General features: G+C 72.4%; 13 protein-coding genes. 8 read left to right on the forward strand and 5 right to left on the reverse strand.

What is annotated here, in order from left to right:
• Positions 1-62 precede the first annotated feature (62 nt).
• From ASF41_RS22330 to ASF41_RS22340, 3 genes are read left to right on the forward strand one after another with little or no spacing between them, the layout of a single operon-like run.
• Positions 63-581, forward strand: coding sequence for a (2Fe-2S)-binding protein (locus ASF41_RS22330; RefSeq protein ID WP_056222106.1), 519 nt, complete (start codon positions 63-65; stop codon positions 579-581).
• On the forward strand, positions 578-1774 hold the full coding sequence (locus ASF41_RS22335; protein ID WP_244479755.1) for a xanthine dehydrogenase family protein subunit M: 1197 nt from the start codon (positions 578-580) through the stop codon (positions 1772-1774). The genes ASF41_RS22330 and ASF41_RS22335 overlap by 4 nt, the downstream gene beginning before the upstream one ends.
• Positions 1714-3876: a xanthine dehydrogenase family protein molybdopterin-binding subunit gene (locus ASF41_RS22340; protein WP_244479758.1), complete on the forward strand. Its 2163-nt coding sequence runs from the start codon at positions 1714-1716 to the stop codon at positions 3874-3876. Before ASF41_RS22335 ends, ASF41_RS22340 begins: the two co-directional genes overlap by 61 nt.
• 31 nt (positions 3877-3907) lie before the next feature.
• Here ASF41_RS22340 and ASF41_RS22345 read toward each other — a convergent pair whose 3' ends face one another.
• The 3 genes from ASF41_RS22345 to serA form a co-directional block, all read right to left on the reverse strand.
• Positions 3908-4678, reverse strand: a complete 771-nt coding sequence (locus ASF41_RS22345) for an anti-sigma factor domain-containing protein (protein WP_056497235.1) — start codon at positions 4676-4678, stop codon at positions 3908-3910.
• Entirely contained in the window at positions 4675-5199 is a 525-nt protein-coding gene (locus ASF41_RS22350; protein ID WP_056222237.1) for a sigma-70 family RNA polymerase sigma factor, read from the reverse strand. Before ASF41_RS22350 ends, ASF41_RS22345 begins: the two co-directional genes overlap by 4 nt.
• Positions 5200-5453: 254 nt before the next feature.
• On the reverse strand, positions 5454-6701 hold the full coding sequence (serA, locus tag ASF41_RS22355) for a phosphoglycerate dehydrogenase (RefSeq protein WP_056222096.1): 1248 nt from the start codon (positions 6699-6701) through the stop codon (positions 5454-5456).
• A 269-nt stretch (positions 6702-6970) separates the two neighbouring features.
• On the opposite strand from serA, the gene ASF41_RS22360 reads away from it, so the two are divergent.
• The 4 genes from ASF41_RS22360 (at position 6971) to ASF41_RS22375 (ending at position 12418) form a co-directional block, all read left to right on the forward strand.
• Complete coding sequence (locus ASF41_RS22360) at positions 6971-8374, forward strand: FAD-binding oxidoreductase (protein WP_056274924.1); 1404 nt, start codon at positions 6971-6973, stop codon at positions 8372-8374.
• Positions 8375-8467: 93 nt separating this feature from the next.
• Positions 8468-9442 (forward strand): S1C family serine protease, encoded by a 975-nt coding sequence (locus ASF41_RS22365; RefSeq protein WP_056222089.1) that lies wholly within the window; start codon positions 8468-8470, stop codon positions 9440-9442.
• An 82-nt stretch (positions 9443-9524) separates the two neighbouring features.
• A complete protein-coding gene (gene trmFO / locus ASF41_RS22370; protein ID WP_056349788.1) occupies positions 9525-10955 on the forward strand; it encodes a methylenetetrahydrofolate--tRNA-(uracil(54)-C(5))-methyltransferase (FADH(2)-oxidizing) TrmFO in 1431 nt (476 codons plus the stop codon).
• A 137-nt stretch (positions 10956-11092) separates the two neighbouring features.
• Positions 11093-12418, forward strand: a complete 1326-nt coding sequence (locus ASF41_RS22375; protein WP_056497239.1) for an MFS transporter — start codon at positions 11093-11095, stop codon at positions 12416-12418.
• Here ASF41_RS22375 and ASF41_RS22380 read toward each other — a convergent pair.
• Both ASF41_RS22380 and ASF41_RS22385 read right to left on the reverse strand, forming a co-directional pair.
• Positions 12399-12929, reverse strand: a complete 531-nt coding sequence (locus ASF41_RS22380; RefSeq protein ID WP_056349784.1) for a GNAT family N-acetyltransferase — start codon at positions 12927-12929, stop codon at positions 12399-12401. The genes ASF41_RS22375 and ASF41_RS22380 overlap by 20 nt on opposite strands.
• Before the next feature lie 142 nt (positions 12930-13071).
• Complete coding sequence (locus ASF41_RS22385; protein ID WP_056497243.1) at positions 13072-14790, reverse strand: L-lactate permease; 1719 nt, start codon at positions 14788-14790, stop codon at positions 13072-13074.
• A gap of 267 nt (positions 14791-15057) precedes the next feature.
• Between ASF41_RS22385 and ASF41_RS22390 the strand changes: the two genes are divergently transcribed.
• Positions 15058-15981: a manganese catalase family protein gene (locus ASF41_RS22390; protein ID WP_056222081.1), complete on the forward strand. Its 924-nt coding sequence runs from the start codon at positions 15058-15060 to the stop codon at positions 15979-15981.
• Positions 15982-16044: the final 63 nt, after the last annotated feature.

A 16044-nucleotide genomic window follows, 5' to 3' on the forward strand; every position in this document is an offset into this window, starting at 1 on the left:
CGGGCACCGCGCCGGTTCTATCTGGAGCCTTTCCAGACAAGCCGGCCGGAGGTGTCCCCCGCATGAGCTTTCCCATCACGCTGACCGTGAACGGCGTGCGCCGTAGCGTCGTCCTGGAGGATGCGCGCGTCACCCTCCTCGACCTGTTGCGCGAGCGCCTCGACCTCACCGGGGCCAAGAAGGGCTGCGACCGGGGCCAGTGCGGGGCCTGCACCATCCTCCTCGACGGCGTCCGGGTGAATGCGTGCCTGGCGCTCGCCGTCAGCCACGACGGGGCCTCGATCACCACCATCGAGGGCCTCGCCGCGGGCGACGCCCTGCACCCGGTCCAGGCCGCCTTCCTGGAGCATGACGGCTTCCAGTGCGGCTTCTGCACCCCGGGCCAGATCCTCGGCGCGGTCGGGCTGATCCAGGAGGGCCAGACCGGGGGCGACCCCGAGCGGGTGCGCGAGGGCATGAGCGGGAATCTCTGCCGCTGCGGCGCCTATGCGGGCATCACGCAAGCCGTGCTCACCGCCCATGCGGCGATGAGCGGGCCGGACGTCCTGCCCGGCCGCCAGCTCGCGGAGGATGCGGCGTGAAGGCCTTCGACTACATCCGCGCCACCAGCGTCGCCGAGGCGGTGGCGGCCGCCGCCCGGCCGGGGGCGGCCTATCTCGCCGCCGGCACCAACCTCGTCGACCTGATGAAGGGCGGGATCAGCCGGCCCGACACCCTCGTCGACGTCACCCGCCTGCCCGGCCTCGACCGCATCGAGCGCGGCGCCGACGGGTCGACCCGGATCGGCGCCCTGGTGCGCAACGCGGCCCTGGCGCACGACGCGACCATCGCCCGGCGCTACCCGGCCCTGGCGGAAGCCCTGCTCTCGGGCGCCTCGGGCCAGCTCCGCAACGCCGCCACCACCGCCGGGAACGTGCTGCAGCGGACCCGCTGCCAGTATTTCTACGACACCGCCAGCGCCTGCAACAAGCGCGACCCCGGCGCCGGCTGCGCGGCGCTGGGCGGCGTCACCCGGAGCCACGCGGTGCTCGGCTGGAGCGATCACTGCATCGCCACCCACCCGTCCGACTTCTGCGTGCCGCTCGCCGCCCTCGACGCCACCGTCGAGATCGCGGGGCCCGGCGGCGCCCGCTCCGTGCCCCTGGAGGCGTTCCACCGCCTGCCCGGCGATCACCCGGAGCGCGAGACCGTGCTGGAAGCGGGCGACCTCGTCGTCGCCGTCACCCTGCCCCCCGAGGCGGAGGCCTTCGCCGGGCACAGCCGCTACCTCAAGGTCCGCGAGCGCACCTCCTACGCCTTCGCGGTGGTGTCGGCGGCGGTGGGTCTGGCGATGGACGGGGACCGGATCGGGCAGGCCCGCATCGCGCTCGGCAGCGTCGCCCTGAAGCCCTGGCGCGCCCGGGCGGCAGAGGATCTGCTGGCCGGCGCGGCGCCCACGCCCGAGACCTTCGCGAAGGCGGCCGAGGCGGCGCTGGCCGACGCCAGGCCCTCGGGGGACAACGCCTACAAGATCGAGCTCGCCCGCCGCATCGTGGTCCGCGCGCTCACCCTGGCGGCCGCCGGCACCCCGGACCGCGTCCCCGCGCTGCCGGCCAGTCCCTTCGCTCCCCATCCCCCTCATCCCTTCGGCCGGAGCCCCCGCCCATGCCTGAGCGTCAGCGCCACGGCGCCTCCATCGGCCAGCCGCTCACCCGGCGCGACGGCCATGCCAAGATCACCGGGGCGGCCCGCTACAGCGCGGATTTCCGGCCCGAGGGCCTGGCCCACGCGGTGATGGCGGTGAGTGCGGTCGCCCGCGGCCGGGTCACCCATCTCGACGTCGCGGCGGCGGAGGCCCATCCCGGCGTCGTCGCGGTGATGACGCCGCAGAACGCCCCGGCGCTCGCCCAGTCGCCGGATCTGAAGGACAATCCCTTCGCCTTCCGCCTCGACCTCCTGCAGAACGACGGCGTGCGCTACGCCAACCAGCCGATCGCGGTGGTGATCGCCGAGACGCTGGAGGCCGCCACCGAGGGCGCGGCCCTGCTGGCGCCCCGCTACGATTCGGAGCCCGTCAGCGTCGCCCTCGGGGCCGGCGAGATCTTCCGCCCCGAGACCGTCGGGGCCGGCTCGGCCACCGACGAGGGCTCGGGCGACCTCGCCGCCGGCATGGCGGCGGCCGAGACCCGGATCGAGGCGACCTACGACACGGCCGCGCAGTACCACAACGCCCTGGAGCCCCATGCCAGCGTGGCCGCGTGGGACGGCGACCGCCTGACCCTCTACACGCCGACCCAGGCGCTCTGGATCGCCAAGGGCCGGCTCGCCGACCTGTTCGGCATTCCGCCCGAGAACATCCACGTGGTCTGCCACTATCTCGGCGGCGGCTTCGGCTCGAAGGGCTTCATCGCCGCGCCGCAGATCCTCGGCATCATGGCGGCGAAGCTCGTGGGACGCCCCGTCAAGCTGGTGACCCGGCGCGAGCAGATGTTCGGCCCGGTCGGCCACCGCGCCGCCACGCGCCAGACCCTGAAGCTCGGCGCCTCCCGGGACGGCACCCTCACGGCCCTCGACCACCACACCCTGACCCTGACGAGCCGGCACGACGACTTCGTCGAGCCCTCCGGCATCCTCTCGCGCCACCTCTACGCGGCCGGCGCGATCGCCACTACGCACGCGGTCTCCCGGGCCGATATCGGCACCCCGATCTTCATGCGGGCCCCCGGCGAGGCCTCGGGCAGCGTCGCGGTGGAGAGTGCGCTGGACGAGCTGGCCCTCGAGCTCGACCTCGATCCCCTGGAGATCCGCCTGCGCAACTACGCGGAGGTCGAGCCGATCACCCATCGGCCCTTCTCCTCGAAGGCGCTGCGCGAATGCTACGCCCAAGGAGCCGCGCGCTTCGGCTGGGCCGCCCGCCCGCGCCAGCCGCGCCAGATGCGCGACGCCGACGGGCTCCTGGTCGGCTGGGGCCTCGGCACCGCCACCTACCCGGCCGGGATGATGCAGGGCGAGGCCCGCGCCACGATCCGGGCCGACGGCACGGGGCTCATCGAGACCGCCGCCCAGGACATGGGCCAGGGCGCCTGGACGGTGCTGGCGCAGATCGGCGCCGACGGGCTCGGCCTCCCGATTACCCAAGTCGAGCTGCGCATCGGCGATTCGAACCTGCCGAACGGCGGCCTGGCCGGCGGCTCCACCGGCACCGCCACCAGCGGCACGGCGGTGGACAACGCCGCGCAGGGCGCCATCGCCGCCCTGGCGGAGCTCGCCGTCAACGACCGCGCCTCGCCCCTCTACGGCGCCGGCAATGCCGGCGTCACCGCCGCCGACGGCCGCCTCGCCCGCCGGGACGACCCCGCCCGCTCCGAATCCTTCGGCGAGATCCTGGCCCGCGCCGGCAGGACCTCCGTCGAGGCCAAGGGACAGGGCGCGGGCGACCCCGCATCGCGAAAGACCTACGCGATGCACGCGCACGGGGCGGTCTACGCGGAGGTGAAGGTCGACCCCGACCTCGGCCAGATCCGGGTGACGCGCCTCGTGGGCGCCTTCGCGGCCGGGCGGATCATCAACCCGCACCTCGTGCGCAGCCAGTATTACGGCGGCATGATCTGGGGCGTGTCCCTGGCCCTGCACGAGCACGCGTTGCTCGACCCGCGCTCGGGTCGGGTGATGAACGGGAACCTGGCCGAGTACCACATCCCGGTGAACGCCGACGTGCCCGCCATGGAGGCGATCCTGGTGGAGGAGCACGACCCGCACGTGAACCCGCTGGGCATCAAGGGGGTGGGCGAGATCGGCATCACCGGCACCGCCGGCGCCATCGCCAACGCGGTCTGGCACGCCACCGGCGTGCGGGTGCGCGACATCCCGATCACTCTGGACAAGCTGCTGGGGTGAGGCGCAGGGGCGGCCGTCCCGGGCCCGCCGCCTATTCGCGGATCAGCGGGCCGGAATAGACCACCGGCCCGGTCGGCTGGCCGGTGGGCGAGCCACCCGCCGGCTCGACGGAGACCGCGAAGGTGCCGCCCGCCAGCGCGCCGGCCTCGGCCGGCAGGGCCAGCGCCTTGTCCAGCACCCTGGCGTCGGTGCCCACGAGGCCGAGGGTCTTCGGAGCCGCGCCGGCGCCGACGTACCAGAGTTCCAGGCTGTGCCCCGCCGGGGCCTGCGCCCCCACCGGGCGCACCCGGGCGGTCCCGGCCCGGGTGTCGATGCTGACGAGAAGCGCCGGGGCCTCGCCGCCGCGGCTGACCACCGCCACGTAGCGCCCGTCGCCCTCGCCCGGCCCGGTGCCGGGGCGCGGCCCGCCGACGGCGATGAACAGGGCGAGCCCCGCCGCCAGGGCGGCCGCCGTGCCGGCGGTCAGGCGCCAGCGCCGCAGGGCGCCCTGCAGGGCGCCGATGCGGTCGTCGTTGGCGGCGGGTCCGAGATCGCCGCCCGGATGGACGTCGATCGGCGAGGCGGGACGCGGCCCGTCGGCGGCGAGCCGCCGGGCGATCGCCGGCCAGACCTCCGGCCCCGGCACGACCTCGGGTGCCCCGAGGGCGAGGGGCGCGAGGCGGCGTTCCCAGGCGTCGCGCGCCGCGCGGGCGGCGGGGTCCACGGCGAGCTCGAGATCCACCGCCGCCCGCTCGGGCAGCGGCAGGGTGCCGATCACGTACTCGGCCAGGCGCAGGTCGCGCTCCTCCGGATCGGGGGTCATGGGGCACCGTCCAGGCAGCCGCGCAGGGTCGCGAGGCCGCGATGCAGCCAGGTCTTGATGGTGCTCACGGGGCGGTCGTAGCGCAGGGCGAGATCCTCCCGGGACTGGCCCTCGCAATAGGCCAGCACGATGCAGTCGCGGTGCAGCGCCTCAAGCCGGCCGAGGCAGGCCTGGAGGGCGTTGCGCCCGAGGATCGCGCCCTCGCTGTCGTGGGGGTCGGCCAGCCGCTCCACCCAATCCTCCCCGTCCTCGGTCACCGGCCCCTGCGTCTCGCTTCGCCGCCGCACCCCGTCGATCGCCCGGTTGCGGGCGATGGTGCAGAGCCAGGCCAGCGGCCGTCCGGCCGCCGGGCTGTAGGTGGCGGCCTTCTGCCAGATGCGCAGGAACACGTCCTGCAGCACGTCCTCGGCCAAGCCGCGATCGGACTGGATACGCAGGACCACGCCGAGAAGTTTCGGGGCCGTCCGATCATAGAGGGTCCGCAGGGCGGCCTCGTCGCGCCGGGCGATCCGGGCGATCAGATCGGCGAGGACCGCATCGGTGCGCGCCGGATCGTCCGCCGAGGGACCATCGGGCTGGGAACCGCCACGCGGGGGGCCGTCACGCAGGGGACTTGCACGCAACGGCTGGGCTTCCTCTGTCTCCGGCGCGCGCGGGATCGGTCCGGCGACGGTGCTTCGGATGGCACCGTCTCAACCCAGGTTAACCGAGGCGGCGCCGGTGCGCCACTGCGCGCGCGTCAGCGGCACGCGTAGAGCAGGCGACTGCGCGCGCCTCAGCGGCGCTCGTAGAGCAGGCGGGCCCGGATGGTGCCGTCCAGCGCCCGGATCTCCTCCAGCAGGCTCTCGGCGTCGGCATCGGTGACGTCGGTCTCCACCACCACGTAACCGACCTCGCCGTCGGTCTGGTAGAACTGCGCCGCGATGTTCACCCCGCGCCGGGCGAAGGTGTCGTTGAGGCGCCCCAGCATGCCCGGGATGTTGCGCTGGACGTGGATCAGGCGGGTGCCGGTGGGACGGGCGGGCAGCTGCACCTGCGGGAAGTTCACGGTGCCGACGGTCGAGCCGATGTCGGAGTAATCGACGAGCTTGCGCGCCACCTCGGAGCCGATGCGCTCCTGCGCCTCCTCCGTCGAGCCGCCGATATGCGGCGTCAGGATCACGTTGGGCAGGCCCTGGAGCGGGCTGACGAAGCGCTCCTGGTTGGAGCCGGGCTCCACCGGGAACACGTCGACGGCGGCCCCCCGCAGGTGGCCGTCGCGCAGGGCGCGGGCCAGGGCGTCGAGGTCGACCACGGTGCCGCGGGCGTTGTTGATCAGGAAGGCGCCGGGCTTCATCGCCCGGATCTCGGCCTCGCCGATCATGTTGTGGGTCTCGGGCGTCTCCGGCACGTGCAGGGAGACCACGTCGCTCTGGGCCAGCAGGGTCTCCAGGCTGTCGGTGGGCTCGGTGTTGCCGTGGCGCAGCTTGTCGGTCTGGTCGTGGAACACCACCCGCATGCCCATGCCTTCCGCCAGCGTCGAGAGCTGCGAGCCGATATTGCCGTAGCCGACGATGCCCAGCGTCTTGCCCCGCACCTCCTGCGAGCCGGTGGCCGACTTGTCCCATTCGCCCGCATGGGCGCCCACCGAGCGCGGCACGATCCGGCGCAGCAGCATCACGATCTCGCCGATGACGAGCTCGGCCACCGAGCGGGTGTTCGAGTAGGGCGCGTTGAAGACCGGGATGCCCCGGTGGCGGGCGGCCTCGAGGTCGACCTGGTTGGTGCCCACCGAGAAGCAGCCCACCGCCAGGAGGCGCTCGCCGTGGGCCAGGGCCGCCGCGTCGAGCTGGGTGCGCGAGCGGATGCCGAGGATGTGCGTGCCCTTCAGGGCCTCGTGCAGGGCCTCCCGGTCCAGGGCCTTGGCCACCCGCACGACGTTGGTGTAGCCGGCGGCGGCGAACAGCTCGGCGGCGCTGTCGTTGATGCCTTCGAGCAGCAGGACGCGGATCTTGTCCTTCGGGAAGGAGAGTCGTTCGGCCATGGTCGTGTTCTTCTCGGATCTCGCGCCCGTGGCGGGCGGATGGGGCGCCGGCCCCAAAGGCCGCGCGACGCGGCCGGGACCGTGACGCCGGCGCCCGAATGGGCCGTGTGAGAAGCCAGTTCACGGGTCCGGTCAAGGCCCGGCCTTGAGCATCGGCGGCGATTGTCAGGCCGCCCCCTTGACCCGGCGGGCCGGCGCCGGAATGCCGGGACGACCCGTTTCCCGGGCCGTCCGGCCCGGGCCGGACCACCAGCACGAGGAGCCTTCCGATGAGCCAGACGCGCGCACAGGCCGACCTCCTCGGCCGCCTGGAGGCCAGCCTCGGCCGGGGCGGCCTGCTGACGGGCGAGGAGGATTGCGCGCCCTACGCCGTCGACTGGCGCCGCCTGTTCCCGGGCCGGCCGGCGGCGGTGGCGCGTCCGGGCACCACGGCGCAGGTCGCCGCCGTGATGGCGGCCTGTCACGCCGCCGGCGTCGCGGTGGTGCCCCAGGGGGGACATACCGGCCTTGCGGGGGGCGCAACCCCGGACGCCTCCGGCGGCCAGGTGGTGCTGTCGCTCGCCCGCATGAACGCGATCCGCCGGGTCGACCCCCTCGGGCTGACCCTGGAGGCGGAGGCCGGCTGCATCCTCAAGGTGGCGCAGGAGGCGGCGGCGGCGGAAGGCCGCCTCCTCCCCGTCAGCCTGGCGGCGGAGGGTTCGGCCATGCTGGGCGGCGTCATCGCCACCAATGCGGGCGGCCTCAACGTCCTGCGCTACGGCATGACCCGCAACCTCGTCCTCGGCCTCGAGGTGGTGCTCGCCGACGGGACCGTGGTCGACGGCCTGCGCGCCCTGCGCAAGGACAATGCGGGCTACGACTGGAAGCAGCTCTTCATCGGCAGCGAGGGCACCCTGGGCATCGTCACCGCCGCCATCCTGCGCCTGGTGCCGCGCCCGCGCCACACCGCCACGGCGCTCCTGGCGGTGCCCGATCCGGCGGCGGCCCTGCGCCTCCTCCGGGCGGCCCAGGATGCGCTGGGCGACACCATCCAGGCCTTTGAGCTGATCGCGGGGGAATCCCTCGCCCTGGTGGCCCAGCATGCGGGCCTGGCGAGTCCCATCGCCGCCGCCGACTGGACCGTGCTGATGGAGGCGGGATCGAGCCTGCCCGGCCTGCGCGAGGCCGTCGAGACGCTGCTGGGCGAGGCCCTGGAGCGGGGCGACGCCACCGACGGCGTGCTCGCCGAATCCGGCCCGCAGGCGGCCGCCCTCTGGGCCCTGCGCGAGCACATCACCGAGGCCGAGGCCCGGGCCGGCAAGAGCGTGAAGCACGACGTCTCGGTGCCGATCCCGGCGATCCCGGACTTCCTGGCGGCGGCGGGCGAGGCCCTGGCCGCGGGCGCGCCGGGCACCCGGCCGAACATCTTCGGCCACATGGGCGACGGCAACATCCACTACAACGTCCTGATCGGCCCCGGGCACGGATCGGACGCCATCAACCGCATCGTCCACGACGCGGTGGCGCGGTTCGGCGGCAGCATCTCGGCCGAGCACGGCATCGGCCAGTACCGGGTCGACGCCCTCGTCCACCACCGGCGGCCGGAGGAGATGGCGCTGGCCCGCCGGATCAAGGGCGCTCTCGATCCCCAGGGCCTGCTCAATCCCGGCAAGGTGCTGCGCGCCGGGCCTTGAGCGGTCGCAGGGTCGCTCCAGACTGTCGGAATCCGAGCCGGCGACCTATCTCCGGTCTCATCGACACGACACGACGGCAGGAAAGACGCGCCCATGGCCTCGCCCGGAGACTGGAAGATCCCCGCATCCGCCCAGCCCAAGGCCGCCGATTACGGCTACGACCTTGAGCAGGCGCTCACCGCCGTCGTGGCGCTCTCCACGCGGGTACCGCCGGAGGCCTTCACCGCCGAGACGCTGGGCACCGAGCGGGCCGGCAACGGCGTCGTCATCGGCGAGGACGGCCTCGTCCTCACCATCGGCTACCTCGTGACCGAGGCGGATTCCGTCTGGCTCACCACCCATGACGGGCGCTCCGTGCCCGGCCACGTGGTCGGCTTCGACGCGGTCACCGGCTTCGGCCTCGTCCAGGCGCTGGGCGACCTGCGGATCAAGCCGCTGAAGCTCGGGCGCTCCGCGCCCGTCAAGATCGGCGACCGGGCCGTGATGGCCGGGGTCGGCGGACGCGCGCGCAGCCTCGCCGTGGAGATCGTCGCCCGCCAGGAATTCGCCGGCTACTGGGAATACGTCCTCGACGAGGCCCTGTTCACCGCGCCCTCGCATCCGCACTGGGGCGGGGCGGCGCTGATCGGACCGGACGGGGCGCTCCTCGGCATCGGCTCCCTGCAGCTGCAGCAGGGCGGCACGGCCGGGCCGAAGACCATCAACATGATCGTGCCGATCGACCTGCTGCCGCCGATCCTCGACGACCTCACCACCCGCGGGCGCGTCGACCGGCCGGTCCGCCCCTGGCTCGGGCTCTATGCCAGCGACGGCGAGGATTCCGTGGTGGTGATGGGGCTCGCCGACGACGGTCCCGCCGAGGCGGCGGACCTGCGCCCGGGCGACGTCATCGTGGCGGTGGCGGGCGAGCCGGTGGCCGACCTCGCGGGCTTCTTCCGCCAGGTCTGGGCCCTGGGCGAGGCCGGGGTGCGGGTGCCCCTGACGATCCAGCGCGACGGCAAGCCCCTCAAGCTCTCGGTGACCTCCTCGGACCGGGAGCGCTTCCTGGTCTCGCCGCAGCTGCATTGAGCCGAGCCCCGCATTGATCCAAGCCCCGCATTGATCCAAGCCCCGCATTGATCCAAGCCCCGGGCGGGTCTATCCCGTGCCGATGACGGACCACGCGGAATCCTTGCCCATCCACATCGTCGGCGGCGGCCTCGCCGGGTCGGAAGCCGCCTGGCAGATCGCCGAGAGCGGCCACGACGTGGTGCTCCACGAGATGCGCCCGGTGCGCGGCACCGAGGCCCATCACGGGGGCGACTTCGCCGAGCTCGTCTGCTCGAACTCGTTCCGCTCGGACGACGCCAACGGCAACGCCGTCGGCCTCCTGCACCAGGAGATGCGCACCCTTGGCTCGCTGATCCTGCGCGCGGCCGACGCGCACCAGGTTCCCGCCGGCGGGGCGCTCGCCGTCGACCGCGAGGGCTTCGCCCGGGCCGTCACCGCGGCGATCGAGGGCCATCCGCGCATCCGCATCGTGCGCGAGGAGGTCGAGGGCCTGCCCCCCGAGGCCTGGGGCCGCACCATCATCGCCACGGGCCCCCTCACCGCCCCGTCCCTGGCGCAGGGGATCCGCGAATTGACCGGGGCCGAGTCGCTGGCCTTCTTCGACGCGATCGCGCCGATCGTGCACCGTGACTCCATCGACATGGGCAAGGCCTGGTTCCAGTCGCGCTACGACAAGGTCGGGCCCGGCGGCACGGGCGCCGACTACATCAACTGCCCCATGGATCGCGACCAGTACGACCGGTTCATCCAGGCGCTCGTCGCCGGCGACAAGATCGGCTTCAAGGAGTGGGAGGCCTCGACCCCCTATTTCGACGGCTGCCTGCCGATCGAGGTCATGGCCGAGCGCGGCCCCGAGACCCTGCGCCACGGCCCGATGAAGCCGGTGGGCCTCACCAACCCGCACGACCCCACCGTGAAGGCCTGCGCCATCGTCCAGCTGCGCCAGGACAACGCGCTGGGCACCCTCTACAACATGGTCGGGTTCCAGACGAAGCTGACCTATTCCGAGCAGGTCCGGGTGTTCCGCACGATTCCCGGCCTGGAGAACGCCGAGTTCGCGCGGCTGGGCGGCCTCCACCGCAACACCTATCTCGACAGCCCCCGCCTCCTCGACGCGACCCTGCGCCTGAAGGCGCGGCCGTCCCTGCGCTTCGCCGGCCAGATCACCGGCTGCGAGGGCTACGTGGAGAGCGCCGCCATCGGCCTGATGGCCGGCCGCTTCGCGGTGGCCGAAGCGCGCGGGGAGGCCCTCGCGCCCCTCCCCGCCACCACGGCGCTGGGTGCCCTGATCGGCCACATCACCGGCGGCCACATCGCGGCCGAGGAGGCCGGCGCCCCGCGCTCGTTCCAGCCGATGAACGTGAATTTCGGCCTGTTCCCGCCCCTCGACCACGCCCCGAAGGGCGAGGGGGGCAAGCGCCTGAAGGGGCCGGAGAAGGCGGTGGCCAAGAAGAAGGCGATGACCGACCGGGCCCGGGCCGACCTCGCGGCCTGGCTCGGCCACGGACCGGCGCAGATCGCGGCCGAGTAGGGAGCCCGCCGCGGCGCCCCGAACACGGCGCCCGCATTGAAACCGCTCCGCCCCTCCCCCGCCCTAGCGGCGGCGAAAAAATGCGGTCACCCTGGGATGAACGGCCCAGGGCCGAACGTATCAGGCGAGGAACTGCGATGGCGGGCCATGCGGATCACGACCAGGCCGGCTCCCGGGCCGCCGCCGTCCTGCGGGTGACGAGCGGCAACTTCCTGGAGATGTTCGACTTCTTCGCCTTCGGGTTCTACGCCGCCTACATCGCCAAGGCGTTCTTCCCGAGCGAGAGCGACGTCGCCGCGCTGATGCTGCCCTTCATGACCTTCGGGGCCGGCTTCCTCATGCGGCCCCTGGGGGCCGTGCTGCTCGGGGCCTATGTCGACCGGGTCGGCCGCCGGAAGGGGCTCATCGTCACCCTGGCCATCATGGCCGCCGGCACGATCCTGATCGCCCTGGTCCCCGACTACGCCAGCATCGGCCTCGTGGCGCCGATCCTGGTGCTGGTCGGCCGCCTGCTCCAGGGCTTCTCCGCCGGGGTCGAGCTCGGCGGCGTCTCGGTCTACCTCGCCGAACTCGCGCCCCCCGGCCGCCAGGGCTTCTACGTCGCCTGGCAATCGGGCAGCCAGCAGGTGGCGATCATGGCGGCGGCGGCCATCGGCTACGCCCTCAACCGCCTGCTGATGCCGGCCGAGATGGGCGCCTGGGGCTGGCGCATCCCCTTCCTGATCGGCTGCCTCCTGGTGCCGTTCCTGTTCTACATCCGGCGCTCGCTGCAGGAGACCCCGGCCTTCCAGGCCCGCAAGGTCCACCCGCCGGTGGGCGCGGTGCTGCGCACCCTGGGGCGGAACTGGCGGATCGTCGGGCTCGGGATGCTGATGGTGGCGATGACCACGATCGCGTTCTACGCGATCACGGTCTACACCCCGACCTTCGGCAAGACCGTCCTCCGGCTCTCCGACACCGACAGCCTGATCGTCACCTTCTGCGTCGCGGTGTCGAACCTGGTCTGGCTCCCCGTGATGGGCGCGCTCTCCGACCGGATCGGCCGGCGCCCGATCCTGCTGCTGTTCTCGGGCCTGACCCTCGTCACCGCCTATCCGGCCCTGGCCTGGCTCGTGGCGCATCCGAGCTTCGAGACCATGCTGGGGGTGCTGCTGTGGCTGTCCTTCCTCTATGGCGGCTACAACGGCGCCATGGTGGTGGCGCTCACCGAGATCGTGCCGCCGGAGGTGCGCACGGCCGGGTTCTCCCTGGCCTATTCCCTGGCGACCGCCCTGTTCGGCGGGATGACGCCGCTGGTCGCCACCTGGCTCATCGCGGAGACGGGCAACAAGGCGGCCCCCGGCCTGTGGCTCGCTCTGGGGGGCGCCTGCGGTCTCCTGGCCACGGTCGTCGTCTACCGCCGGCGGGCGTCGGACCTGCCGGCGACCGGAATCCCGGCCCCGGTCACGCCGACGCGACCGTGAAGATCCGGCGTCCGGGCAGCTGGCCCGGGTCGCCGGTGTCGCGAAAGCCGACCTTGCGCAGGAGGCCGACCGAGGCCGCGTTCTCGGGGCGGCACTGGGCGATGATGACGCGGTGGGGGAAGCGCTCCTGCAGCAGGCCCACCGCGGCGGTGACCGCCTCGGTGCCGAGCCCCTGCCCCCGGGCCGCGCCGCCGACCCAGTAGCCGACCTCGGCGGCGTGGTCGCCGCGCAGGTGCAGGCCGATCACCGCCGCGAGCGCCCCGTCCGTCCGCAGCCATGCGCCGAGGAAGCAGTCCTTCGTGACCTTGGCCGGGCCGATGAGCTGGCGCGCGTCCTTCAGGGTGAAGGGGGCGGGCAGGAAGTCGACCGCCCCGGTGATGGCCGGGTCGTCGGTCAGGGCGCGCAGGGCCTCGGCGTCGGACGGCACCAGCGGCGCGAGGCGCAGCCGCGCGGTCTCGACAGGCTTGAGGTTCGCGAGGCTGTAGCGCGCGGCGAGCTTGCGGAAGAACATCCCCAGGATTTGCCCCCGCGCGGCCCGGGACACAAGCGGCATCGCGGGCGGCCGGCCCCCGGGCCGTGCGCGGTCACGAAAAAACCCGCCCCGGATCGTCTCCGGGGCGGGCCCTGTCGTGAGGGTGTCGAGCGGATCGCCCCTACGGGTGGATCACCATCGCGCTGAACGGGTGCACGTAGGCCTGCAGCATCACGAGGCCGCCGACCAGGCAGGCCAGCACGATCGAGTGCCAGAACACGAAGCGCAGGATCTTGCCCTCCTGGCCGAAATAGCCGGTGGCGGTGGAGGCGACGACGATCGACTGGGCGTCGATCATCTTGCCCATCACGCCGCCCGACGAGTTCGCCGAGGCCATGAGGATGCCCGACAGGCCGAGCTGCTCCGAGGTGATCTTCTGCAGGCCGCCGAAGAGCACGTTGGAGGCCGTGTCCGACCCCGTGAGCGCGACGCCGAGCCAGCCCAGCAGCGTGCCGAAGAACGGGTAGAGGATGCCGGTGCCGGCGAAGGCGAGGCCCAGGGTGGCGTCGACGCCGGCGTAGCGGGTGAGCACGCCCAAAGCCAGCATCGCCGCGATGGTGATGAGCGAGTAGCGCAAGACCCAGATCGTCTCGATGTAGGCCGTCACCAGGCGCCAGGGCGAGAAGCGCATGATCAGGCCGGAGATGATCGCCGCGAACAGCACGCCGGTGCCGGTGTAGGACATGTAGGTGAAGGCGAAGACGGCGGCTTCCGGATGGGCCTTGGCCACCACCGGCGGCACCTTCATGATGACGTTGTGCAGGCCCGGGACCTCGTACTTCCAGGTGAAGATCGGGTTGACGAGGCCCTTGAACCAGCCGGTGCCCCAGATCGCCACGATCACCGAGAGGATGATCCACGGAACCCAGGCCATCGCGATCTCGCGGGAGGTCGCGGTGCGGCCGCCGAGATCCACCTTGGGCAGGTCGCCCGGGACGGCGGCGCCCAGGGAGACCGGACGGCCGCCGTTGACGTAGCCGATCGACGGGTCGTTGCCGCGAAGCGCCGGGGAGGTCCAGACCTCCTTGGGCTGCCAGACCTTGAGGAAGGCCACCAGGGCGGCCATCGAGATCAGGGAGGCGCCGATGTCGACGATCCAGGGGTTCACGTAGTTCGAGATCAGGAACTGAGCCGCCGCGAAGGAGCCGCCGCAGACCAGGATCGGGGGCCAGATCTTGATCATGCCGCGGAAGCCCGCGAACACCCAGATCAGCCAGAACGGCACGATGATCGAGAAGAACGGCAGCTGCCGGCCGATCATGGCGCCGAGGATGTAGGGATCGTAGCCCGTCACCGAGGCGAGGCCCTGGATGGGCGCGCCGAGCGCCCCGTAGGCCACGGGCGCCGTGTTGGCGATGAGCGAGAGGCCGGAGGCGGCCAGCGGCGAGAAGCCGAGGCCGATCAGGATCGCGCCCGTCACCGCCACCGGGGTGCCGAAGCCGCCCGCACCCTCGAAGAAGGCGCCGAAGGCGAAGGCCACGAGGAGGAGCTGGAGGCGCCGGTCCGTGGTGATGCCCGCCACCGATTGCTGGAGGGTGGCGAACCAGCCCTTCTCCACCGTCAGGCGGTAGAGGAAGATGACGTTCAGGATGATCCAGCCGATGGGGAACAGGCCGAGGGCGACGCCGTAGCCGGAGGCGCGCAGGGCGAGGTCGCCCGGCATGCCGAACAGGAAGACGGCGACGCAGAAGGCGAGCACCAGGGAGAGCACGGCCGCGATATGGGCCTGGACCTTGCCACTCGCGATCATGCCCAGCAGGGCGATGACGGGCAGCGAGGCCGCAAGCGTCGAGAGCCAGGCGTTCCCGAATGGGTCGTAGACCTGATTCCAGGTGGTCACTGTGTTCACGGGGGCCGTCCTCCTCCAGGGCAACCCGATCTCATGCCGGGCCTTGTTCCCGTTGCTAGCAGAGCCGTTCGGCCGGCTCAACGCGGTTAATCATGTATTCAGAGGGTGTTGCACGAAGATCCGTCCGCGCCGCCGGCGCACCCGCCCCGGTCCGCGACGCCGCGGCCGCCGCATTCCTGGCCGGGCCAGCGGAACATGCGCGTCCGGCGACCACTTCCCTGTCGAGACCCCGAACGACGGGAAGCGGAGATTTAATCCATGTTTATGCGCGTCGACAAGCTACAGGCCGAGCTTCCCGCCCCCAAGCGGAAGGATCCCAACGCCGCTGCGGCCCTGCAGGAACTGCTCGGCGGCAAGTACGGCGAGATGTCGACCCTGGGAAACTACATGTTCCAGAGCTTCAATTTTCGAAGCAAGTCGAAGCTGCGCCCGTTCTATAGCCTGGTCGCCGCGATCACGGCCGAGGAACTCGGTCACGTGGAGCTCGTCAGCAACGGCGTGGCGATGCTGAACAACGGCCCCGACAACGACGGCGACGAGAAGGACGGCGGCGACATCTCGAAGGCCCCGTTCGAGGACATGAAGGACATCCGCCTCGCGGCCGCCTTCCTGTCGAACGGCGGCGGCGTCACGCCGGTCAACAGCAACGGCGCGTCCTGGAACAACGACTTCATCACCACCACGGGCAACGTCGTGGTGGACCTGCTGCACAACTTCCACCTCGAGTGCGGCGCCCGCCTGCACAAGCTGCGCGTCTACGAGACCCTGACGGACCCGACGGGCCGCGAGGTCTGCGGCTATCTGCTGGTGCGCGGCTCGGTGCACGCCCACGCCTACGCCCTGGCGCTGAAGAAGATCACCGGCGTCGAGATCGAGAAGTTCCTGCCGACCCCGAACATCAACCTCGACAAGATCCCCGAGTGCCAGAAGTACCTGCAGGAGGGCTCGCACCGCCGGCTCTACACCTTCAGCCCGGGCGACTACACCGAGATGGCCGGCATCTGGGGCAATGGCGAGGTGGCGCTTCCGGGCGACCCGCCGGGCGAGCTCAGCGTCGTCGAAGGGATGCCCGACGGCGGCAAGATCCACCAGCTCACCGGCGTGCCCTCGGCCTTCACCCCGGACTACGCGCCCCAGGAGATGTTCGAGATCGCCGAGAAGCTGACGAAGAAGGCCCGCTAAGGCGGATTTTTCGCGACGGATGACGGGGCGGCTCGTTCGGGGCCGCCCCTTTCGCGAGGGATG

The organism is Methylobacterium sp. Leaf111 (assembly GCF_001423285.1).
Taxonomy (GTDB): domain Bacteria; phylum Pseudomonadota; class Alphaproteobacteria; order Rhizobiales; family Beijerinckiaceae; genus Methylobacterium.